Origin of the sequence: Pseudomonas sp. DSP3-2-3, assembly GCF_049898225.1 — a bacterium.
In the GTDB taxonomy this organism is placed as follows: domain Bacteria; phylum Pseudomonadota; class Gammaproteobacteria; order Pseudomonadales; family Pseudomonadaceae; genus Aquipseudomonas.
Map to the genome: position 1 here is coordinate 47,754 of NZ_JAFCXH010000010.1, position 22,268 is coordinate 70,021.

The 22,268-nt window shown below is 58.6% G+C and carries 18 protein-coding genes and 1 pseudogene; 12 read left to right on the top strand and 7 right to left on the bottom strand.

All coding sequences use genetic code 11. The features are described 5' to 3' along the window. Positions 1-151: 151 nt before the first annotated feature. Together ACP7E4_RS13550 and ACP7E4_RS13555 are read right to left on the bottom strand one after the other, a co-directional pair. Positions 152-460, bottom strand: a complete 309-nt coding sequence (locus ACP7E4_RS13550) for an RcnB family protein (RefSeq protein ID WP_426114389.1) — start codon at positions 458-460, stop codon at positions 152-154. Positions 461-590: 130 nt separating this feature from the next. After that, on the bottom strand, positions 591-1,448 hold the full coding sequence (locus ACP7E4_RS13555) for an SDR family oxidoreductase (protein WP_426114391.1): 858 nt from the start codon (positions 1,446-1,448) through the stop codon (positions 591-593). A 132-nt stretch (positions 1,449-1,580) separates the two neighbouring features. On the opposite strand from ACP7E4_RS13555, the gene ACP7E4_RS13560 reads away from it, so the two are divergent. Beyond that, a complete protein-coding gene (locus ACP7E4_RS13560; RefSeq protein WP_426114672.1) occupies positions 1,581-1,931 on the top strand; it encodes a winged helix-turn-helix transcriptional regulator in 351 nt (116 codons plus the stop codon). Between the two features lie 67 nt (positions 1,932-1,998). Here the strand turns inward: ACP7E4_RS13560 and ACP7E4_RS13565 are convergent, their stop codons facing one another. From ACP7E4_RS13565 to ACP7E4_RS13575, 3 genes are read right to left on the bottom strand one after another with little or no spacing between them, the layout of a single operon-like run. Further along, positions 1,999-3,225 carry a c-type cytochrome gene (locus ACP7E4_RS13565; protein ID WP_426114393.1) on the bottom strand — a complete coding sequence of 409 codons (1,227 nt, stop codon included), beginning with the start codon at positions 3,223-3,225 and terminating at the stop codon, positions 1,999-2,001. Beyond that, entirely contained in the window at positions 3,222-4,985 is a 1,764-nt protein-coding gene (locus ACP7E4_RS13570; protein ID WP_426114395.1) for a GMC family oxidoreductase, read from the bottom strand. The genes ACP7E4_RS13565 and ACP7E4_RS13570 overlap by 4 nt, the downstream gene beginning before the upstream one ends. Before the next feature lie 6 nt (positions 4,986-4,991). Then, positions 4,992-5,741, bottom strand: coding sequence for a gluconate 2-dehydrogenase subunit 3 family protein (locus ACP7E4_RS13575; RefSeq protein ID WP_426114397.1), 750 nt, complete (start codon positions 5,739-5,741; stop codon positions 4,992-4,994). A 456-nt stretch (positions 5,742-6,197) separates the two neighbouring features. Here ACP7E4_RS13575 and mrdA point away from each other — a divergent pair, with 456 nt between their 5' ends. Both mrdA and poxB read left to right on the top strand, forming a co-directional pair. After that, positions 6,198-8,087 (top strand): penicillin-binding protein 2, encoded by a 1,890-nt coding sequence (mrdA, locus tag ACP7E4_RS13580; RefSeq protein ID WP_426114399.1) that lies wholly within the window; start codon positions 6,198-6,200, stop codon positions 8,085-8,087. Between the two features lie 250 nt (positions 8,088-8,337). Beyond that, the gene (poxB, locus tag ACP7E4_RS13585) at positions 8,338-10,056 is read left to right on the top strand and encodes a ubiquinone-dependent pyruvate dehydrogenase (protein WP_426114401.1); all 1,719 of its coding nucleotides are present in this window, start codon (positions 8,338-8,340) and stop codon (positions 10,054-10,056) included. A gap of 275 nt (positions 10,057-10,331) precedes the next feature. Here poxB and ACP7E4_RS13590 read toward each other — a convergent pair whose 3' ends face one another. Further along, positions 10,332-10,532, bottom strand: coding sequence for a hypothetical protein (locus tag ACP7E4_RS13590; protein WP_426114403.1), 201 nt, complete (start codon positions 10,530-10,532; stop codon positions 10,332-10,334). On the opposite strand from ACP7E4_RS13590, the gene ACP7E4_RS13595 reads away from it, so the two are divergent. The 9 genes and pseudogenes from ACP7E4_RS13595 to ACP7E4_RS13635 all read left to right on the top strand — a co-directional run bounded on the left by ACP7E4_RS13595 (position 10,522) and on the right by ACP7E4_RS13635 (position 19,906). Beyond that, positions 10,522-11,382 (top strand): MurR/RpiR family transcriptional regulator, encoded by an 861-nt coding sequence (locus ACP7E4_RS13595; RefSeq protein ID WP_426114405.1) that lies wholly within the window; start codon positions 10,522-10,524, stop codon positions 11,380-11,382. The genes ACP7E4_RS13590 and ACP7E4_RS13595 overlap by 11 nt on opposite strands. Positions 11,383-11,441: 59 nt before the next feature. Next, positions 11,442-12,002: a D-alanyl-D-alanine dipeptidase gene (ddpX, locus tag ACP7E4_RS13600; protein WP_426114407.1), complete on the top strand. Its 561-nt coding sequence runs from the start codon at positions 11,442-11,444 to the stop codon at positions 12,000-12,002. Positions 12,003-12,174: 172 nt separating this feature from the next. Then, positions 12,175-13,743: an ABC transporter substrate-binding protein gene (locus ACP7E4_RS13605; protein ID WP_426114409.1), complete on the top strand. Its 1,569-nt coding sequence runs from the start codon at positions 12,175-12,177 to the stop codon at positions 13,741-13,743. 126 nt (positions 13,744-13,869) lie between these two features. Next, entirely contained in the window at positions 13,870-14,886 is a 1,017-nt protein-coding gene (locus ACP7E4_RS13610) for an ABC transporter permease (RefSeq protein WP_426114411.1), read from the top strand. A 1-nt stretch (position 14,887) separates the two neighbouring features. Further along, the gene (gene ddpC, locus ACP7E4_RS13615; protein ID WP_426114413.1) at positions 14,888-15,787 is read left to right on the top strand and encodes a D,D-dipeptide ABC transporter permease; all 900 of its coding nucleotides are present in this window, start codon (positions 14,888-14,890) and stop codon (positions 15,785-15,787) included. Between the two features lie 2 nt (positions 15,788-15,789). Continuing rightward, positions 15,790-16,809 carry an ABC transporter ATP-binding protein gene (locus ACP7E4_RS13620; protein WP_426114415.1) on the top strand — a complete coding sequence of 340 codons (1,020 nt, stop codon included), beginning with the start codon at positions 15,790-15,792 and terminating at the stop codon, positions 16,807-16,809. Beyond that, positions 16,806-17,798, top strand: coding sequence for an oligopeptide/dipeptide ABC transporter ATP-binding protein (locus ACP7E4_RS13625; RefSeq protein WP_426114416.1), 993 nt, complete (start codon positions 16,806-16,808; stop codon positions 17,796-17,798). Before ACP7E4_RS13620 ends, ACP7E4_RS13625 begins: the two co-directional genes overlap by 4 nt. 218 nt (positions 17,799-18,016) lie before the next feature. Then, positions 18,017-19,048: pseudogene (locus ACP7E4_RS13630) on the top strand (HAMP domain-containing protein); the annotation flags it as partial. Between the two features lie 93 nt (positions 19,049-19,141). After that, positions 19,142-19,906: a methyl-accepting chemotaxis protein gene (locus tag ACP7E4_RS13635; protein ID WP_371106423.1), complete on the top strand. Its 765-nt coding sequence runs from the start codon at positions 19,142-19,144 to the stop codon at positions 19,904-19,906. Positions 19,907-19,956: 50 nt separating this feature from the next. Here the strand turns inward: ACP7E4_RS13635 and ACP7E4_RS13640 are convergent, their stop codons facing one another. After that, the gene (locus tag ACP7E4_RS13640) at positions 19,957-22,026 is read right to left on the bottom strand and encodes a hypothetical protein (RefSeq protein ID WP_426114418.1); all 2,070 of its coding nucleotides are present in this window, start codon (positions 22,024-22,026) and stop codon (positions 19,957-19,959) included. Between the last annotated feature and the right edge of the window lie 242 nt (positions 22,027-22,268).

The following is a 22,268-nucleotide window of genomic DNA, read 5'->3' on the forward strand; positions in this document are numbered from 1 at the left end:
CGCTTTCCCGGATAAATCCGGTCCCACGGATCCTCGTCAGGCCAGATGGATATGTGTTGTTTGATGAGAGCGAGGCTTGCCCGCGAAGGCGTTAGTTCTGGCGAAGAAAAATACGACCAGACTACGGTTCGCGGGCAAGCCTCCGACAACGTTATTTTCTGACCGGCACGATCTCGGTGATCTGGCCGTTGGTGATCTGCACCATCACGTATTTGTCGTTGATCTTGACCCACTGGGCTTCTTTGGATGGCGCTTTGAGGCCGTGCTTGCTCCAGTCCTTCATGCCGGCTTCAGGGCGCTGGAATTTGGCAGGGGCGCGGTCGCCCAGTTCCAGATCGCGGATATTCTCTTTGGATTGTTCAACTTTCGGTTCAGGTTTTTCCTGAGCCTGGACGGCGACGCTGGTGACAGAAACGCAGCCAAGAATAGCCAGACAAGCGATGAGCGATTTACTGTTCATAAGGAGTTCCTGATTTGCTAACGGCTCAGTGCGTAATGCTCTGTTCGTGTAGCTAGGACCACCGTTGCGAAAAATCATTCGGTTTGAGAATGCCGTTCACCTCAACTCATGAACGTGAACGGCACGGCGATCAGTTTTGCAGTTCAGCTGCGACGGTGTTCGCCAGCGGCACCGTTGAGCGACCTAGCAATGCGCTGAGCTGATGCCCTTCATCGAACAGCGCGCCCCTGGACGCGCCGACATCCGAGTCGGCCAGCAATGCCGCGACAAAATTCGGCAGGCCGGCCTGAAGCAGTGCCGCTTCGAAATCGGCTTGCGGCAAGTCTGTGTAGGTAATGGGTTGACCGGTCTGCTTCGACAGTTCGGCAGCAAACCCGGCCAATGTGTAGGCGTCGTCTCCGGCCAGTTCGTAGGTACGACCCGTCTGATTGTCCTCGGCCGTCAGCACCGCCACCGCAGCAGCAGCATAATCCGCTCGCGGCGCGGAGCTGATCCGACCATCGCCGGCGCTGCCGAACACGGCGCCATGGGCCAGCGCGGCCGGGATGCCAGCCGTGTAGTTTTCCGTGTACCAGCCGTTGCGCAGCAGGACGAAGGGTACACCTGATTTTTGCAGCGCCGCTTCGGTCTGACGATGTTCCTCAGCCAGGCCCAAGGGGGAAGTATCGGCATGCAGCACGCTGGTATAGGCAAGCAATTGAACGCCAGCGCGCTTGGCGGCATCGATGACGGCCAAATGCTGCGCCGCGCGTTGGCCCAGTTCACTGGAGGAGATCAGCAGCAGCTTTTCAGCACCTTTGAACGCGCTGTCCAGGGTTTCTGGCCTGGCGTAGTCGGCATGCCGCACCTTGACGCCCAAGGCAATCAGGTCGGCGGCTTTTTCCGGGGTGCGCACGGCAGCGACGATCTGTGAAGCTGGGACAACCTTGAGCAATTGTTCGATTACGAGGCGGCCGAGTTGGCCGGTGGCACCGGTAACAATGTACATGGCAGATTTCCTTGCGAGGCATTTAAAGAAGCCCAAGCATAAGCATCATGCTAACCTTTCGTAAGTACGTACAAAAAGGTAAGTGTCATGTCGCAAAGCACCGAGGTTTCCACGCAATTCTGTTCGACCATCATGCAAGCCCGCTCCGGGGAACTGATGGCCGCCGATTGCCCGTCAAGAGTCATCCTCAGTCATGTCTGTAGCCGCTGGGGCGTATTGGTGCTGGTGGTGCTGCGCGGCGGCATGCATCGCTTCAGTGAGCTGCGTCGCAAGATCGGCGGTGTCAGCGAGAAGATGCTCTCGCAAACCCTGCAGAATCTTGAGCACGATGGGTTTGTCGAGCGTAAGGCACTGCCCGTGGTGCCGCCCCACGTGGAATATCGGCTGACGCCTTTGGGGGAAGAAGTGGCGTTGCAGGTCGATACCTTGGCGAGCTGGATCGAAGGTAATCTGCCCAGGATCATGGAAGCGCGGGGCCTGTAGGATTTCATTCCGGGCAAAAAAATGCCCGACCTCATCACAAGGTCGGGCATTTTTCATTGCGGCGCTTTTACTTCGGCTGCAATTGCTCGCGCACAGTTTTTACGTCTGCGCTGGACACGGCAGGTGCCGCGTTGCCCCAGCTGTTGCGCACGTAAGTCAGGACGTTGGCGACGTTGTCGTCAGACAGCGCCCAGCCCAGTGACGGCATCGCCGGTGCGGTTGGCGCCGCATCGGTGGCGCCAGCGCGGCTGCCGGCCAGCACGACACGAATCATCGACGATGCATCGGCACCGTTGACCAATGGCGCCATGGCCAGTTTCGGGAACAGGTTTTCTGCGCCTTCGCCGTTGCCGACGTGGCACGCCGAGCAGCGATCAGCGTAGATCGCCTTGCCCGCAACCATCGCGCTATCCGTAGCCGCCAGGGCTTTGGGCGGATCGGCCGGTTTGCTGCCGTCTTTGAGGAACACCGCGACCGCCATCAAGTCTTCGTCTTTCCAGTGCTGGGAAGAGTGCTCGACTTCTTCGGCCATGGGGCCTGAAGCGATGTCGAAGCGGTTGGCACCGGTTTTCAGGTACTTGACGATGTCGTCCTCGGACCAGCTGCCAATACCAGTGTGAGCGTCGGCGGTGATGTTGGGCGCGACCCAGTTCTGCAGGTTGGCGCCGCCGAGGAACTGGTCGTTCTTGTCTCCGCCGGTCAAGCTTTTCGGCGTGTGGCAGGTGCCGCAGTGACCCAGGCCTTGCACCAGATACGCGCCACGGTTCCATTGTTCGGTCTTCTTCGGATCAGCCTTGAACTCGCCTTCCTGGAAATTCAACAGGTTCCAGCCCAGCAAGCTGGTACGGACGTTGAACGGGAAGGGCAGCTGGTTGGTTTCGACCTTGTTGTTCGCTGGCTCGATGGTTTGCAGATAGGCCCAGATCGCCTGATTGTCCTGACGCAGCACCTTGGTGTAGGCCGTGTAAGGCATGGCGCCGTACAGGCGTTTACCGTCCAGGCCGTGACCTTTGGACATGGCGTTCTGGAAGTCTTCGAAGCTCCAGCGACCAATACCGTTGACCGGATCAGGCGTGATGTTGGCACCCAGCAGTTTGCCGAACGGCGTATCCAGTACGACGCCACCGGAAAACGCCGGTTTGCCGGGCAAGGTGTGGCAGGCCGTACAGTCGCCCAAGGTCGTCAGGTAACGACCTTTTTCCACCAGATTGTAGGAGTCGGCACCGGTGGCGCCGTGTGCAACGTTCAAGGCCAGGCCCAGCACGCCTGCGCAAACCGAAAGAAGCGTCTTCATACGGTGATCATCTCCCCAGGGCGTTTCAGGTAGCGGGTGCGAATCGCATCGGCGGCCTTGAAGGCCAGCGCCGCAACGGTGCCGGTGGGGTTGTAGCCGGGGTTCTGCGGGAAGGCGGAAGAGCCGACCACAAACAGATTCGGCACGTCCCAGACTTGCAGGTATTTGTTCACCGAACTGGTCTTCGGATCGGCGCCCATGATGAAACCGCCGACGATGTGCGAAGACTGATACGGCGCGCTGTTCCAGTGGCCGGTCTGCGCGCTCGGGACCATTTGCAGCGGGTTCATGCTCTTGGCGATTTCCTGGACTTTGCCGGTTACGTACGCGGCCATCTTGCGGTCGTTTTCCGGGAAGTCGAAAGTGATGCGCAACAGCGGCCGACCCAGCGGATCTTTATAGGTCGGATCCAGCGACAAGTAGTTGGTGCGGGTCGAATAGCTGCTGGCTTCGCAACCGATGGACATGGTGTTGGCGTAGTTTTTCACCGTCGCCTGCTTCCATGCCGAGCCCCAGGCCGGAGTGCCGGGTGGCAAAGGCCGCGAGTCGATGGGCGCAGCGCCAATCGGTGTGACCCGCGTGCTGCCACCGCCTACGAAGCCCAGACCCGAGTGGTCGAAATTGTCGTTGTTGAACTCGTCGATGCCCATGCCGATGGCGCCGCCACCGATGAAGGGGTTGAAGTTCTTGTCGTCGAAGAACATCCGCACGCTGTTGGCGGTCTGGTACGCGTAGTTGCGGCCCGTGGTGCCGGTGTTGGTGATCGGGTCGTAAGGCTTGCCCACGCCAGACAGCAGCATCAGGCGCACGTTTTCGAAGATGAACGCGCTGATCACCACCAGGTCGGCCGGTTGCTCGAATTCGTCACCGTTGGCGTCGACGAAAATGATCCCGGTCGCACGTTTGCCCGTGCTGTCCATGGTCACGCGCAACACTTCGCAGTTGGTCTTGGCCGTGAAGTTCGGCTTGCGAATCAGTACCGGCAACACTGTGGTAATTGCGCTGGCCTTGGAGTAGTTGGCGCAACCGTAGTTGGTGCAGAAACCACAGAAGGTGCAGGCGCCCATGGTGACGCCAAGGGAGTTGGTGTAGGCCCGGGAAACCAGCGCCGAAGGCACCGGGAACGGTTTGTAGCCCAGGTTGCGCGCGGCTTCGGCGAACAGCGTCGGCGCGTAGGTCTGCTCGGTGGGCGGGTTCGGGTATTCCTCGGAACGTGCGCCTTCGAAGGTGTTGCCGCCTTCCTGGATCACGCCCTTGATGTTACCGGCCTTGCCGGAAACGCCGGCCAGACGGTCGAACTTGGTGTAGAACGGCTCCATCTCTTCCCAGTCGGTGCCCCAGTCCTGCAGGGTCAGTTCAGGGGACAGCTCTTTGCCGTAACGCTCGGTCAGATAGCTGTGCAGACGAAACTCGTGGGGCTGGAAGCGAAACGTGATGCCCGCCCAGTGATTGCCCGCGCCGCCGGTGCCGTTACCGGGATGGAAAGAACCCCAGGTGCGCATCGGCAACGCCGTTTCGGTAACGCTGTTGCGCATAGTGGTGGTGTTTTGTCTGGTGCGCAGCATCAGTTCCTGACGGCGCGAATAGCGCAGCTCGTCAGTGGCCGAAGCGATATTGAAATCGCTTGCCGTGTCGCGCCATGGGCCACGTTCGAAGCCGATAACGCTCAGGCCTTCATCGGCCAGTTCATTGGCGATGATGGAACCGGCCCAGCCGAGTCCGACAACCACGACGTCGGTGGAAGGTAGTTTCTTAGCCATGTCCAATTAACCCTTTTTGTTCCAGGCGGAGCTGCCGATGATGGAAATCGGTACGAGGTCGAGCTTCTGGTTATGCCGACCGATGTAGTCGCGGTAGTCATAACGCGCGCCGGGGAAACCGATCATTTTCCACGACACCATGTCGCGGTTGCCGCCATAGATCGGGTCGGCGAAGAAGCCTTCCATCGTGTTGCCCAGCACCTGCTGGAAGAACAGCTTGGCGTCGATGCCATCGAGGCTGATCGCACCTTTCTCCAGATCCGTCAGGACCTTGTCCTTGTCTTCGGCACTCAGGGCGCTGAAGGCTTTCTGAAACTGCTTCTGGCAGTAAGCCGCCAGGCCGGCCAGCCCCAGGCGATAACGCTGTTGCGGGACCAGAGGTGATTGATCACCCTGCATCGGCGTGCCTTTTTCGAACGGACCTTGCATATACAGGCGGTCGAACGTGCCGTATTCGCCAGCCAGCTGGCGGTCGATGAACACCGCGCAACCGGCGTCCTTGCCGCTGACGCTGAGGTCGTCGGCAGGGATGAGGCGTTCGACGATGGCTTCCACTTCACGCGCTTCGTCGGCAGTGAAAAACTGCAGACCCGGCGTGTCGTAGTGCATCGGACCATTTCGATCGAAGGGCACCCATTGTGGAAGGCCGGCCAGGGTTGCGGCCTTGGCGCTGGCGGCGGCACCGACGGCGATGGACGTGGCGGAGGAGACCAGGAGTTGGCGCCGGGTCAGGCCTTTGGAGGGTTTTTCAGACATTCAGGACTCCTGCGAAGACCGCTGACGGGCGAACAAAAGCAAGCTCCGCCAAGGGCTGGTTCTTCGAGATCAGTACACGGTTTTACGTCCGCGCCGGGCAACCGACGGGACGAATGAGAGCTGACGCGAGGGTGTGGCATTTAGTCTCTGGTCATGCTGCATGCAGAAGGCGCACGCTAAGCGGGAGAAACCCAGAGTTCGTAGCCATCTTTTCCACGGGTTTAGCCATCATAGATGTGTTGCTAAAAGTTGCATTGCCTTCATTTCGCAATTAACTATTACGTTATTTGCAACAATTACTCTGCATGACCGCCTCTGATACCGTTTTCAGAAGACAAATCTCTCTATATTCATGCTTCTTGGTATCGTGCGCAGGCATAATCCAGGAAATATTTATTCATACATTTTTTCGCGTAACCTTCCAAACGTTCGTCATTCCACCGAGAAGCTGTAGAAATGCCCGATCCGATACCTTTGAAGGATCACGAAAAAGAGACGCGCCTGGTCAACAAACGGTTGATCGCCTGCGCCCTGTTCGTGGCCATATTGAGTTGCTGTCTGGTGGCCAGGATGTACTTCCTGCAAGTCACCGAATTCGCCTATCACTCGACGATCTCCGAAAACAATCGCGTGCACGTGTTGCCGATTACGCCGGAACGCGGGCTGATCTTCGACCGCAACGGCGTGGTGCTGGCCGACAACCGTCCGAGTTTCAACCTGACCCTGACTCGCGAGCGCGCAGGGGATTGGCGTCGGGTCATCGACGAGCTGATGGAGCTGCTCAAGCTCCCCGATGAAGACCGGATTCTGTTCGACAAGGACCTCAAGCAGGCGCGCCATCCCTTCGAGCCGGTGACGCTTTTATATGAGCTGACCGAAGAGCAGATCGCCGTGCTGGCGGTGAATCAGTTCCTGTTGCCGGGCATCGAAGTCGAGCCGCAGTTCGTGCGTCATTACCCGCTGGGTGCGCATTTCGCTCACTCCATTGGCTATGTCGGGCGTATCAACGAGAAGGAATCCAAGCAACTGGATTCCGTGGATTACCGAGGCACGCAATCCATCGGCAAGACCGGTATCGAGCGTTTCTACGAATCGGAACTGCATGGCCATGTCGGCTATGAAGAAGTCGAGACCAACGCCCAGGGCCGGGTGTTGCGGGTCCTCAAACACACCGATCCGACTGCCGGCAAGAACATCACCCTGAGCCTGGATATCCACCTGCAGGAAGCGGCCGAAGAAGCCTTGGGCGACCGTCGTGGTTCAGTGGTGGCGCTGGATCCGGAAACCGGCGAAGTGTTGGCCATGGTCAGCAAACCGAGCTTTGACCCCAATCTGTTCGTGACTGGCATCAGCTTCAAGGAATACGCCGCGCTGCGTGATTCCATCGACCGGCCCTTGTTCAACCGCGTGCTGCGCGGGCTTTATGCGCCGGGCTCGACCATCAAGCCGGAAGTCGCGATTGCCGGCCTGGACAGCGGGGTGGTCAACGCTTCGACGCGAGTCTTCGATCCTGGCTATTTCCAGCTGCCGGACTTCGACCACAAATACCGCAACTGGAACCACAGCGGCGATGGCTGGGTAGATCTGGACGCGGCGATCATGCGCTCCAACGACACCTACTTTTATACTCTGGCGCACAAGCTGGGCATCGACCGCATGCACGACTACATGACCATGTTCGGCCTTGGCCAGAAAGTCTCGCTGGACATGTTCGAGGAGGCCGCAGGACTGATGCCGTCCCGTGAGTGGAAACGCGCTACGCGGCGTCAGGCGTGGTTCCCCGGTGAAACGGTGATCCTCGGCATCGGCCAGGGCTACATGCAGGTCACCCCGTTGCAACTGGCTCAGGCGACCTCGTTGATCGCCAACAAAGGCGTGTGGGTTCGGCCGCATCTGGCGATGACCGTCGGCAATGTCGCGCCGGTGGATGAGCATCCGATGCCCAATATCGTGTTGCATGACCCCAGTGAATGGAATCAGGTCAACGAAGGCATGCAGATGGTGATGCATGACCCGCGTGGTATCGCTCGCGCCGCCGCTCAAGGTGCGCAATACCGCATCGCGGGCAAGAGCGGCACGGCGCAAGTGGTCGCGATCAAGCAGGGTGAGCGCTACAACCGCTTGAAGACCCTCGAACGCAACCGCGATAACGCCTTGTTCGTCGGCTTCGCCCCGGCAGCACATCCGAAGATCGTGGTGTCGGTGATGATCGAAAACGGCGAAGCGGGCGGCCGGGTTGCCGGTCCGGTGGTGCGGCAGATCCTCGACGCCTGGCTGCTGGACAAGGACGGCAAGCTCAAGGCGCAATACGCCGCGCCGACCAAGCCGGAAGTGCCGCATGTGTAGCTTCAGATACTCTTCGCTGGAAATGCCGCTGAACTTGTGGGAGCGAGCTTGCTCGCGAAACGGTCTACCTGGCACTACATCGGCACTGGCCTCTTCGCGAGCAAGCTCGCTCCCACGATGATTATGCGGTGCCGGTGAGAGCCAGGTTCTGCGGCATCCATCTGAACTTGTCCTGACCCGAGCGGGTCGATGACTGATGCGTGCCGCGACACTGGGCGCGCTTTCCATTTGTCTCGACAAGGAATCCCGCATGTCCAAGACCATCGCCGATCACCTCGCACAGACCCTCGCCGCAGCCGACGTTACCCGTATCTGGGGCGTCACCGGTGACAGCCTCAATGGCCTGACCGACAGCTTGGAAAAACTCGGCGCCATTCGCTGGATGCACACTCGCCATGAAGAGGTGGCTGCCTTCGCCGCCGGAGCCGAAGCGGCCGCCACAGGCAAGCTGGCGGTGTGTGCGGGCAGTTGCGGGCCGGGGAATCTGCATTTGATCAACGGGCTGTACGACTGCCATCGCAGTCGGGTGCCGGTCCTGGCGATTGCCGCACATATTCCTTCATCGGAAATCGGCCTCGGTTACTTCCAGGAAACCCACCCGCAGGAACTGTTCAAGGAGTGCAGCCACTTCGTTGAACTGGTCACCAACCCCGAGCAGTTCCCCCGCGTACTGGAGCGCGCCATGCGCGCCGCCATCAGCCAGCAAGGCGTCGCAGTCATCGTGTTGCCCGGCGATGTCGCCTTGAGCGATGCGCCGGATGTCCCGGCAAAGTGGGTCAATGTCGCGGCGCCCAGCGTGACGCCGGACGATAAGAATATTCAGCAACTGGCCGACGTGCTCAATGATTCCAAGGCAATCACTTTACTGTGCGGCGCAGGCTGTGCCGATGCTCATGAGCAGGTCGTGGCGTTGGCCGACCGCCTCGGCGCCCCCGTGGTGCATGCCTTGCGCGGCAAGCAATTCGTGGAATACGACAACCCCTTCGACGTGGGCATGACCGGCCTGATCGGTTTCAGCTCTGGCTATCACGCGATGATGTCCTGCGACACGCTGGTGATCCTCGGCAGCAGTTTTCCTTATCGCAATTTCTATCCGGCTGACGCGAAGATCGTGCAGATCGACCTTGATCCCAGCGCGCTCGGGCGGCGTACACCGATAGCTCTGGGCCTGGTGGGCGGCGTCAAGGAAACGGTTTCGGCGTTACTGCCCAAACTGGATCGCCACGAGGACCGGCGCTTTCTGGACAAGGCCCTCAAGCATTACGCGAAGGCTCGGGAAGGACTGGATGAATTGGCCACGCCGTCAGCGCCCGGCGATCCAATCCACCCGCAGTACCTGACCAAGCTGATCGATGAGCAAGCCGACGTCGACGCGATCTTCACCGTCGATGTCGGCACACCAACCCTGTGGGCGGCGCGTTACCTGCACATGAACGGCAAGCGCACGCTGATCGGCTCGTTCAACCACGGTTCGATGGCCAATGCGATGCCACAAGCGCTGGGCGCCAAGGCGGCATTTCCGGAGCGCCAGGTGATCTCCCTGTGCGGCGATGGTGGGTTGTCGATGCTGATGGGCGACTTGCTCAGCGTGCGCCAGTTGAACCTGCCGATCAAAATGGTGGTGTTCAACAACGGTTCGCTGGGCTTCGTCGACATGGAAATGAAAGCCAGCGGCTATGTTCCCCACGGCACCGATCTGTACGAAACCAACTTTGCCGGCATCGCACTTGGCGCGGGGATTCTGGGGATTCGTGTGGAAAACGCCGAGGAACTGCCAGCGGCGTTGCGCAAGGCCTTCGATCACCCGGGGCCGGTCTTGCTCGACGTGGTCACCGCCAAGCAGGAACTGGGCATCCCGCCAAAAATCAAACTGGCCCAGGCCAAGGGCTTCAGCCTGTACATGATGCGCGCTGTGCTGAGCGGGCGCGGGGATGAAGTGTTTGAATTGGCGAAGACCAATTTGCGCTAGCCAGTACAGACTGTGTGAAAACGTCACGAGCGAAGACAAGACAAGGCAAAAACAGGCGAAAAAGCGGAGTCCAGGTGTTCTAAATGAGCATTTTCCGCCTGTGTTTAACGCAGTATTGTCGAGCGCAGTAGTTTTCACACAGTCTGAGTAGGAGCGAACTTGGTGGGAGATCCCCCGTCGTCCAGACGCCGCGTTGTCGCGCAGCAAACACCTGCACCCAACAGAATCAGGATAAATCCGGCTCACTGGTCTCCGCAGAATTCCTGTCCAAGCGGTCATTTTCTGCCCTCTTGCAGCGCATTTTGAGCGTCCGCCGCACCGACTTGAATCACCACGATCAATCTCCGAAAAATCAGCAAAAAAGGCGTTGTATTTCCTCGAAATCGAATGTTATGTTGATAACACTTCGAGATGGCATGAGTCATTTCTAACATTTCTCGCGCCACGCAGGATGCTGAATTCAGCATGAATTCCACGCCAACTCCCAGCTTCCTCGACACCCTCGAACAGCGCTTCACTGAGCTGACGCCTACAGGTAAACGTATTGCCGGTTATTTGTTGGCCAATCCGCAGCAACTGCCGTTCGAGACTGCCGACAGCATCGCCCAGCAAACTGGCACCACCGGAATCTCCGTGGGGCGGTTTTTTCGCTCGCTGGGCTATCGCAATATCGATGATGTGAAGCAAAGCCTGCGCGGCGCGTCCCCGCACAGTTGGGTGCTGACCGATCGGTTGGGTGCCTTCCGTGAGGAGGCTACCCAAGGCGACGCGCTGGAGCGTTCGTTGAATCGCGAACTGGAGGCGATCCAGCATGTATACGCCCTGGCTCGCAGCGAAGCGTTTGCCAGCATCGTCGAGCACATTCATGCCGCCGACGCGGTATTTATCGTCGGCGTACAGACCACTCGCGGCATCCTGAATACGTTCTTCAGTCACCTGGAATACATCCGGCCAAAGGTCTACTACGTTGACGGTTTGTCCGGGACGTATGCGGAGTCGTTGAACTCCGATTTCGAAAACCCCTACGCAATCATTGCCGACTTCCGAACTTACTCCAGCATGACCCGAAAGTTCTGTGAGGCGGCCAGCAATCAGCGGCTGCCGCTGGCCTTGATCACCGACTTCCATTGTCCCTGGGCACGGGATTTTCCCGTTGATTTGCTGCAACTGAAGTCCGACGTCGGGCAGTTCTGGGATTCACCGGCACCGCTGGCATGCCTGTTCAATCTGATGGTTTCCGCTGTGGCCGAACGGTATGGCGACAGCCTTGACGAGCGCCTGGCGAAGAACCGTCAGTTGCAGGAAGTGTTCGGCCAGTTTGAATAACGGGTCATGCCGTCGAATTGCCATTTAATGATCCACGTATCTGTCACTGGAGTAATCGCGTGAACAACAGCCCACTTGTCGAAGTCGACGCCAATGCCTTGCAGGTCGAAATCGATCTGATTTATGCCGGTGCCGACAATCTGGCTGGCAAAGTGATTTATCAGGATCCGCGCTGCCTGCTGCATGTGGACGCCGAGCGTTGTCTGCGTCTGGCCAGCCGCCTGGCACGCCAGGCAGGTTACCGGCTACGGATTTTCGATGCCTATCGCCCGCCGTATGCCCAGCATCTGCTTTGGCAGGCGTTGCCGAACCCGGAGTACGTGCGTGACCCAAGCCTGGGTTCGCATCACAGCCGTGGTGTGGCAGTGGATCTGACGCTGCTTGATCCAGAGGGTCAACCGCTGGACATGGGCACCGGTTTCGATGACATGCGCGAACCTTCTCATCAGTTTTATGCCGACCTGCCGCCTGCGGTGCAGCGCAATCGCCTGATGTTGCTGGGCATCATGCTGGCTTCAGGTTTTCGGCACATCGACAGCGAATGGTGGCACTACGAGTTACCGGAGGCTGACGGCTATCCATTGATCGACGACAAGACGATTCGCTCCGCCAGCCACTGACCGCACTGATGTTTTATAGGACCGGGACGACCATGAATCCCGGCTTGAATCCGGCGTGATCTTCCTGAAGATCAATGCCGTTATCGGACGCAAGTCCGAGTTTGAACTGCCCGGTATAGCTTCAATAAAAAACCTGACGAACTTCCACACATCGAATGATCAAGGAACCGGCATGAACTCTCTTTCCAATCCGCGTTTGAACCCGCGCACGCTCGCCATGGCACTGCTTTGCACGGCCATGGGGCTTGGTGCCTGGCAGTCCGCCAGTGCTGCGGTGCCCAGGGACGTTTTGATGATCGGCAAACCTGCCGATCCACAGACCCTCGACCCGGCCGTGACCATCGATAACAACGACTGGACGGTGACCTATCCAGCCTATCAGCGACTGGTTTCCTACAAGGTAGAGAACGGCAAAGGCAGCACCGAAGTGCAAGGCGAACTGGCGTCCGGCTGGAGCACCTCGGCTGACAGTCTGGTTTGGGAGTTCAAGCTCAAGCCGGGCAACAAGTTCGATGACGGTACCGACGTCAATGCCGACGCGGTCAAGTTCTCCTTCGATCGGGTGATGAAGCTCAAGCAGGGCCCGTCAGGGGCGTTCCCGGATGACATGGCGATTTCCGTGGTCGACCCGCTGACCGTGCGCTTCACGCTGAAGACGCCTTATGCGCCATTCCTTTCGACCCTGGCCCACAACGGCGCGGCCATCGTCAACCCGCAAGTGGCGAAAAAAGCCGAAGGTGCCGATGCGTATCTGTCGACCCACACGGCGGGTTCCGGGGCGTTCAAGCTGACCGGCTGGCAGAAGGGACAATCGCTGACCATGGAGCACAACAGCTATTACGCGGGTCCCAAGCCGACGCTGAACAAGGTCGTTGTGAAGATCATCAGCGAAGCTTCGGTACGCCGTCTGCAACTGGAGCACGGCGACCTGGATATCATTGAGGACATGCCAGAAGACCAGCTTGAAGCCTTGAGCAAGAAGTCTGGCGTTGTCATCGGTGACTTTCCTTCGTTGCGGGTCACGCTGCTGTATCTGAACAACAAAAAGGCCCCGATGAATAACCCGGATGCACGTCGGGCTATCGTCGACGCCCTGGATTACAACGGCATCATCAACGGCATTCTCAAAGGCAAGGCCAAGCCTATGAATGGTCCGATTCCACAAGGCATGTGGGCGTACGACGAGAAGTTGCCGCTCCCGAAACAGGATCTTGCCAAGGCCAAGGCCGATCTTGCCAAGGTGCCCACCAAGATCAGCGCACTGCAGTTCATCTACTCTGACAAGGATCCGAACTGGGAGCCTATCGGCCTGACCCTGCAAGCGGGCCTGCAGCCATTGGGCATCAACCTGAAAATGGAAAAAATGGCCAACGCCACAATGCGTGAACGGCTGGGCAGCGGTGATTTCGACATTGCCATTGGCTCCTGGAGCCCGGACTTCGCCGACCCCTACATGTTCATGAACTTCTGGTTCGACTCCAAGCTGCAAGGCCTGGCTGGCAATCGCTCCTTTTACGAAAACCCTGCGGTGGACAAGCTGATTCGTGAGTCAGCGGCCACCAATGACGCGGGCAAGCGTACCGAGCTGTACCAGCAGGCGCAGAAGATCGTCCTCAATGACAGCGTCTATGCCTATCTGTACCAGAAGGCCTACACCTTGCCGATGCGCGATAACGTCAAAGGGTACGTGTTCAATCCGATGCTGGAGCAAGTGTTCAACGTGGCGACGATCACCAAGTAACCACCGGCTTAACCGTTCCACCGTAAACGTTCAGCGCTTCCCTGCATGAAAAAGAGGGGAGCGCTGCAACGCCGTGCCCAAGGCAGTCGTTTTGAATTGCCATTTATAGCGTGACCGAGGTGCCTGATGGCCTTCCTGAATATTCTGCGCAAACGTCTGTTCGGCCTGCTGCTGGTCGTGATTGGCGTTTCCGTGATCACTTTTGCGATATCTCACCTGATCCCCGGCGACCCGGCCCGGCTGATCGCCGGCGACCGCGCCAGCGATGCCATTGTTGCCAACATCCGTCATCAGTTGGGGCTGGATTTGCCGCTCTATCAACAATATGGCCGCTACATGCTCGATCTGCTGCAAGGCGATCTGGGTACGTCGATCCGCACCAGCCGCCCGGTTCTTGAGGACTTGCAGGCGTATTTTCCGGCGACTCTGGAGCTGGCGCTTGCCGCCTTGCTGCTGTCGATCCTGATTGGCGTGCCGCTGGGCGTGCTGTCGGCGGTGTACCACAATCGCGCCATTGACCAGATTGCCCGCACACTCGCGGTCACCGGCATTTCAACCCCGGCGTTCTGGCTGGGACTGGGCCTGATCGTGCTGTTTTACGGCCACCTGAACTGGCTGCCAGGCAGTGGCCGCCTGGATGAAGGTCTGACGCCGCCGCGAACCATCACCGGTTTCTATCTGATTGACTCCTTGCTGATGGGCGACTGGGAGTTGTTCAAGAATGCCGCGCAGCACTTGCTTCTGCCCGCTGTGACGCTGGGCTTCGTCAACCTTGGCGTGATCGCGCGGCAGATACGCTCGGCGATGCTCGATCAATTGGGCGAGGACTACATCCGTACCGCGCGGGCTTACGGTTTGTCGAAATGGGCAGTGATTCTACGCCACGCGCTGCCCAACGCATTGATTCCATCCGTGACGGTGCTGGGCCTGACATTGGGCGATCTGCTGTATGGCGCAGTGCTGACCGAAACGGTTTTCGCCTGGCCCGGCATGGGCGCCTACGTGGTCAAGTCGATCCAGTCTCTGGATTTTCCGGCGGTCATGGGCTTCGCGATCGTGGTTTCCTTCATCTATGTGCTGCTCAACATGGCAATCGATCTGGTTTATCGCCTGATCGACCCACGTATCGGCGAGGTCAACTGACATGACGACTCCACTCACGCCCCTAAGCATTCCGTCTGTGGCACAAACGCCTGCGTGGCGGGAACGGTTCGCCTATCTGCGCTATCAGGTCGGTCGCAGCCCGCTGACCATCGCCGGTCTGGTCATCAGCGCGCTGGTCCTGCTCTGCATGATTTTCGCGCCCTGGCTGGCGCCTTACGATCCCAATGCCCTGGACCTGATTCATCGCCTCGCGCCGCCGTCGGCGGAGCATTGGTTCGGCACCGACGAAGTCGGCCGCGATCTGTTGAGCCGGGTGTTGTACGGCAGCCAGCAATCCGTGGGAGTCGGCTTGTTCGTCGCATTTTCTTCCTGCCTGATTGGCGGTTTGCTGGGCTGCATGTCCGGCGTCATCGGCGGTCGTTTCGACAGTCTGATCATGCGCCTGATGGACATCATGCTCTCGGTGCCATCGCTGGTGCTGATCATGGCCCTGACGGCGGCGCTGGGTCCAAGTCTGTTCAACGCCATGTTGGCCATTACCCTGGTGCGAATTCCGTTCTACGTGCGGCTGGCTCGTGGCCAGGCGCTGAGCATCCGGCAGATGGGTTATGTCAAGGCGGCACAGACCTTTGGCGCGGGACGCTGGCACATCGTGCTCTGGCACGTGGCGCGCAATGCCACACCGCCGTTGCTGGTGCAGTTGAGCCTGGATATCGGTGCGGCAATCCTCATGGCCTCGGCGCTGGGCTTCATCGGTCTGGGCGCGCAACAACCGACGGCGGAGTGGGGCGCGATGGTCGCAACCGGGCGCAACTACATTCTTGATCAATGGTGGTATTCGACGTTTCCCGGCCTGGCGATTCTGGTCACGGCCACCGGTTTCAATCTGCTCGGCGACGGCGTGCGCGACTTGCTCGATCCGCGGCAACAGGGGAAATGACCATGCCTATTCATAGCGCTTCCACTTCTGCGACGAACCTTGCGCCGGTATTGACCATTGATAACCTGAGCATTGAATTCCCGGCCTACCGCAGCACGGTCAAGGCACTCAATGGCGTCTCCCTGCATGTCAATCCCGGCGAAATTGTCGGCGTGATTGGCGAGTCCGGCTCCGGCAAATCGGTGACGGCCATGTTGAGCCTGCGCTTGCTGCCCGAGCGCAGCTATCGGGTTACCGCAGGCAGTCTGAACATCCTTGGCCGGGACATGTTGGCGGCCAGGGAGAAAGAACTGTTGAAGGTGCGCGGCCGCGATGTTGCGATGATCTTCCAGGAGCCGATGACCGCCCTGAATCCTACCCGGCGCATCGGCAGGCAAATGACCGATGTCATCATTCATCATCAGCATTTGAGCAAGGATCAGGCGCGAAGCAAGGCGATTGCATTGCTGCGCGACATGCACATTGCCGACCCCGAGCAGGTGCTGGAAAGCTATCCGTTCGAATTGTCCGGCGGCATGCGCCAGCGGGTGATGATCGCTTTGGCGTTTTCCTGTGACCCGCAACTGTTGATCGCCGACGAGCCGACCACGGCGCTGGATGTCACCGTGCAACGTCAGGTGCTGTTGTTGCTGCGCGAAAAAGCCCGGGAGCGGGGCACGGCGATTCTGCTGATTACCCACGACATGGCGCTGGTTTCGCAGTTCTGCGACCGGGTGTATGTGATGTACACCGGCGCGGTGGTGGAGCAGGGGGATACTGCTCAGGTCATGGCCGATCCGCGTCATCCTTACACCAAGGGCTTGTTGAGTGGACTGCCCGAGCAAGTCCGGCCCGGTGAAGCCCTGATGACTATTCCCGGTCAGGTGCCGAATCTCTCCGCTTTACCCAACGGCTGCACGTTTCGCGAGCGTTGCGCGTTTGCCATGCCCAAGTGCCTGGAGCGTCCACCGCTGCTGGCCATTGATGTCGCGGGCTTGCGCAAGAGCGCCTGCTGGCTGAACGTTCAGGAGCAAGCCTCATGATCAATAACGCACGTAAACGCCTGCCGGAAGACAACTCGGCGATCCTTGCCCTCAACGATGTCCGGGTGCATTTCCCGGTCGGCAGCGACTGGCTTGGGCGGCCTAAAGGCGTCGCTCACGCCTTGAACGGTCTCGACCTGCAAGTCCGCGCCGGGGAAACATTGGGGGTGGTGGGTGAATCAGGCTGCGGCAAGAGCACTCTGGCGCAATTGCTCATGGGTTTGATCAAGCCAACCCTGGGCAGCGTCGACTGGATCTACAACGATGCCCGCGAGCGCAGCAGCAATGTGCAGATCGTTTTCCAGGATCCGCAGTCCTCGCTGGATCCGCGCTTGCCAATCTGGAAGATCATCACCGAACCGTTATATGTGCAACGCACGGTACCGCGTCGCGAAATGCGTGAAATTGCGGCAAGGGTTGCCTCGCAGGTGGGCATCCGTCCCGAGTACCTGGATCGTTTTGCGCATCAGTTTTCCGGAGGTCAGCGGCAGCGGATTGCCATTGCCAGAGCCTTGTCGTCTGACCCGGACATTATCGTCCTCGACGAACCGACCTCGGCACTGGATATCTCGGTGCAGGCGCAGATTCTGAATTTGCTGGGCGAACTGCAACGCAGCCGCGACCTGACTTATATCCTGATCTCGCACAACGTGTCGGTGGTGCGGCACATGGCGGACCGTGTTGCAGTCATGTATCTGGGGCAAATCGTCGAACTGGGCAGCGCTGCGGAAGTGCTGGAACAGCCGCGCCATCCGTATACGCAGCTGCTGCTCGATGCCGTGCCGCGCCTCGGTGCACCGCTGGACAATACTCAAGTCGCCGCACCGACCGAGTTACCCGGCAACCGCAGGCTTCCGACCGGCTGTTTCTTCCGTGACCGTTGCCCGAAAGCCACAGTGGGCTGTGACAAACCGCAAGTATTGGCAGCAGCCAGGGGTGGCGAAGCGCAGGTGCGCTGTCATTTGCAGTCTGTTGCGCAGCTAGCTTGATCTGCCGATCAGAAGAGGGGTGTTGAGAAGGCTGAATCTGGTCCGGATTCAGCGCTTTCAATGTCACCCGTCTGATAGTGGCAATCTGGAAGATATATTCAAAAGAAGCGACTTTCCTTTTATTACGAAGCCCAGTACAACGCCGCACGGCATTCTCTGTTATCTACAGAATACGCCGCTCCCGTCGTTGTTTTTTTGTAGTGGAAGTGTCCGTGATGATGAAAAGTTTGGGTTTCAGCAGGAAGATCCTGCTCGCCGCCGCATTGGTTGTGGTTGTCGCGTTTACTTGTTTTATTGTCGTGAACGATTATCGACAACGCGAAACATTAAAAACCAATGTATTTGCCGAGTTGCAACAGCTTGGCAGTTTGACGACGCAGAATATCCAGACCTGGCTCGACAGTCGCACGCAGTTGCTGCAATCCATGTCCCAGCGTATCGCCGCCGACGGCAAGGCGCTGCCTGACTTGCAGCGCGCTATCGGCGTGCCGGCCTACAGCGACAACTTCCAGCTCAGTTATTTCGGCAGCATCGACGGCGTGATGTTTTCCGTGCCTGCCGGTAATCGCGCGGCCGATTACGATCCGCGTGCGCGTGGTTGGTACAAAGCGGCGCAAAACGCTTCCGGCACTATCGTGACCGAACCGTATATCGCCGCCTCCTCGGGCAAGCTGGTAGTGACACTGGCGACACCGGTTAAATACCAGAATCAATTCATCGGCGTCGCGGGCGCGGATATATCCCTGGACAGCATCAGCAAAACCATCAACTCGCTGAATTTCGGCGGTCACGGTTATGCGTTCATTGTCAGCGGCGAAGGCAAGATCCTGATTCACCCGGACAGCAAACTGATCCTGAAAAACATCAGCGAGGCTTACCCGAACGACACTCCGGCAATCACTGCTGGCGTGCGCGAGATTGAATCTTCGGGTAAAGCCGAAATCATGTCGCTCACCAAAGTTGAGGGCGTTTCCTCAGCCAACTGGTATGTGGCGCTGGTTCTGGATCAGGACGCTGCCTATTCGATGCTCGGTGAGTTCCGCACCTCGGCCATCACCGCGATGGTTATTTCCGTGGTGATCATCATCCTGCTGCTCGGTTTGCTGATCCGCGTCCTGATGCAACCGCTGCACCAGATGGGTCGCGCCATGCGCGATATCGCTGATGGGGACGGCGATCTGACCAAGCGTCTGGCCATTATTTCCCAGGACGAATTCGGCGCGTTGGCGCAGTCGTTCAACCACTTCGTCGAGCGTATCCACGGCTCGATCCGTGAAGTGGCGTCCACCGCCGGTCAATTGGGTGAAGTGGCCTTGCGCGTGGTCCGGGCTTCGAACTCGTCCATGACCAACTCCGATCAGCAGGCCAACCGCACCGAAAGTGTCGCGGCGGCAATCAACCAGCTGGGCGCAGCGGCCCAGGAAATTGCCCAGAACGCCGCGCGTACTTCCCAGCACTCGGCGGATGCCAGCGAATTGGCAGGCGATGGCCAGAAAGTGGTGCAGCAGACCATCACGGCGATGAATGAGCTGTCGTCGAAGATCAGCGAGTCCTGCGCCAATATCGAAAGTCTGAACGGCAAGACGGTGAATATCGGGCAGATTCTTGAAGTGATCACCAGCATTTCCCAGCAGACCAATTTGCTGGCGCTCAACGCTGCCATTGAAGCTGCGCGGGCCGGGGAAGCGGGGCGCGGTTTTGCGGTGGTCGCCGATGAAGTCCGTAATCTGGCGCACCGGACGCAGGATTCAGCGCAGCAAGTGCGGACCATGATCGAAGAGCTGCAAGTTGGCGCGCGCGAGGCGGTTGTTACCATGACCGAAAGCCAGCGGCAGAGCGAAAGCAGCGTCACCGTTGCCAATCAGGCGGGCGAGCGCTTGAGCAGCGTCACCCGCCGCATCGACGAAATCAACGGCATGAACCAGTCCGTTGCGGCGGCCACCGAAGAGCAGACCGCTGTGGTGGAGTCGATCAACGTCGACATTACCCAGATCAACACCCTCAATCAGGAAGGCGTCGACAACCTCAAGCTCACCCTCGATGCCTGCGGCCACCTGGAAGAACAGGCCGCGCGTCTGCAGCATTTGGTGGGGACGTTCAGGATTTAATCTTCGCTCCAACGGGCCATATCCATCTGGCCCGACGAGGATCAGCTATGTCATCGCGGCACTCGGTTTTTTGTGACCTGGCTTACCAGTGAAAAATGCGGCACCGCCAGATTGGGTTCTCGCCCTTTGAATGTTCGCGGTTTGGCATCTTTTTTATCCTGCCAGCACCTGACGGCGTCGATGGCGACCGAGTTGCGGATATAACGATGCCAGATGAACGCGAGGTCAAAGGTCAGGATCGCGAGCCACCACAGATAGATAAACGCCAGTGCGGCAAGCACGAGGGGCCAGAGCAGGCGTTTTACTTCCTTGCCTGGGATCCCGCCTGCACCAGATGCCTCGAATACAGCCGGAGCATTGATATAACCCACGGCTATTGCGATCCCCACCACCAACATACCTGAACTGACCATAAACCTCCGGCCCCAGCGAGGATTGCGCGGAACCAACCAGCATGACGCCGCGACAAGGGCACCCAAGCCGATAAGCCATGCTTTCTCCAGCGATACCCCATAAAGGCTTTCAATTGTTGTCGCGCCCGCGACTCCAGAAGTCAGGAAGTCCGCAGTTCTGTCATCCAGCATATAGATGACAGCAAGAGCCCCCACCGCAAAAGCACCTATCGCAAGTATCCACCAGCGCTTTTGCGTGCGTTTTACCAGGCGCGGAATTCGGCCGGCCACGGTGATACTGGCGAGCAGGATAGACAGTGTGATCACACCGGTTGCTATTTCGAGCGCACTCCAGGAGTCCAGATACAGGAAGGTCATGACGGCTTTGAGCATGAAGTACACAGCGGCGACATGCAGCAGGAAAGACAGTGCATAAGGAATAGCGACGCTCACCAGACTGACTATCTGCCTGGTCTTCGGCGGCGGGCTTTTCGCGGGCGGAGCGCTGCTGGTGCCGGGCGTGTCGCTGGCGGCTGCTGACGTATCTGCCACTTGGGGCGAGGGATCTGCAAACACCACGTCATCAATGAAATGACGAAACACATCCGGATCTTGCCAATAATCGACGTGTGCTTTGCCCGGTAGCCAGTACCTGGCAAACCCGTAGTCATGCTGTGCATCGAATTCAAATGCAGCGCATTGCTGATCCCGCAGGTAGGCCCGAGCACTGTCCAGCTGGAAGCCGACCGGGTCGCCAAAGTCGTAGTAGTTACGCCATTTGATCGGCGCGGGCAGGGTGATGCCATTCTCCGGGGGTTGCGCGATGACTGTGACGTGCCCCAGCGGCGTTGCGCCGGTGAAGTTCTCCGTTGCGATGGTGTCAACCGGCCAGAGCCTGGGCCACAGCAGTATATGTTTGTCGATAGGGGAGCCCAGGGTCATGAAGCCGGAGACGTGTTGTATCCACTGATACGTCGCGGTTCGGCCGGACTTGGCCTGCAAAGAGCTGTTTACCGGAGAGGACAGGGCTTCCAGCATCGCAAGAAAACTGATCACGGTCCCTTCGCTGTGGGCCACGATGTAAATCCTCGGAGTCTCGGGATGTCGGGTTTCAAAACTGTCGACAATTTGTGTCATCGCGTCGTGGAAGTTGCCAATGATTTGTTTTCGATAGGTTTTGAAGTCGGCAACCAGTTGCACGTCGCCAATGTAATCAGTGAGCAGGGACGAAATCTGAAACTCGAAAACTCCGGACTTCTTGAATACCCAACTCAGGTTTTCAATCACAGTAACGGCCTCTAATATTTCATCCACCGCACCCGCCGCCAGGGCGAAATCCTTGTCGTCCAGGCGTGGGTCCTTATCCTTGAGTTTCTCTTCGTACAAGGCGTGGGCTCGGGCAACAATTGTTTTGCCCCAGGCTTTGCTCTCTTCCAGCGTATCGCCTCGCGTGACCACGTCTTTGGCAACATCGGCCCAATAGATCTCGGCAAAACCCACCGTTTCCATTGTGTGGCCTTCTCCGACTTCCAGCTTGCTGACATGGACTTCGCCGTTGTCACCCAGCTGGAAGAAGCCCAGCGGCATGATAGGTGGGGGGTCCTTGTACAGGCTTGCGATGCGGTGTGCGACAGTGCGAATCGTGTTACTGCGGCTCTGACTGCCTATGCCGTGAATGGCAACGATGATTTTAGTGATGGAACGCGGGGCTTGTGTTTGGGTTGTCATGGCTGTAATGCCCTGGAGTAGCGGTGCATTGCAAACTAATCGAGTTGTAACAGGCCATATTCATGGCGGGCCTGTTTAGGGTTTAGTTCTGTTTATTTAATTGGTCAATGTGCGTTGGTTAGTGTCTGGGTTTCTGTAAGGGGAGTGAAACAACAGTCTGTCGATGTAGGTAGATGCTGTGACCAATAGACGTCTGGCTTTTAGCTCTGGGTGTGCGGCTTTATAGAGCGAATGAATGTGGC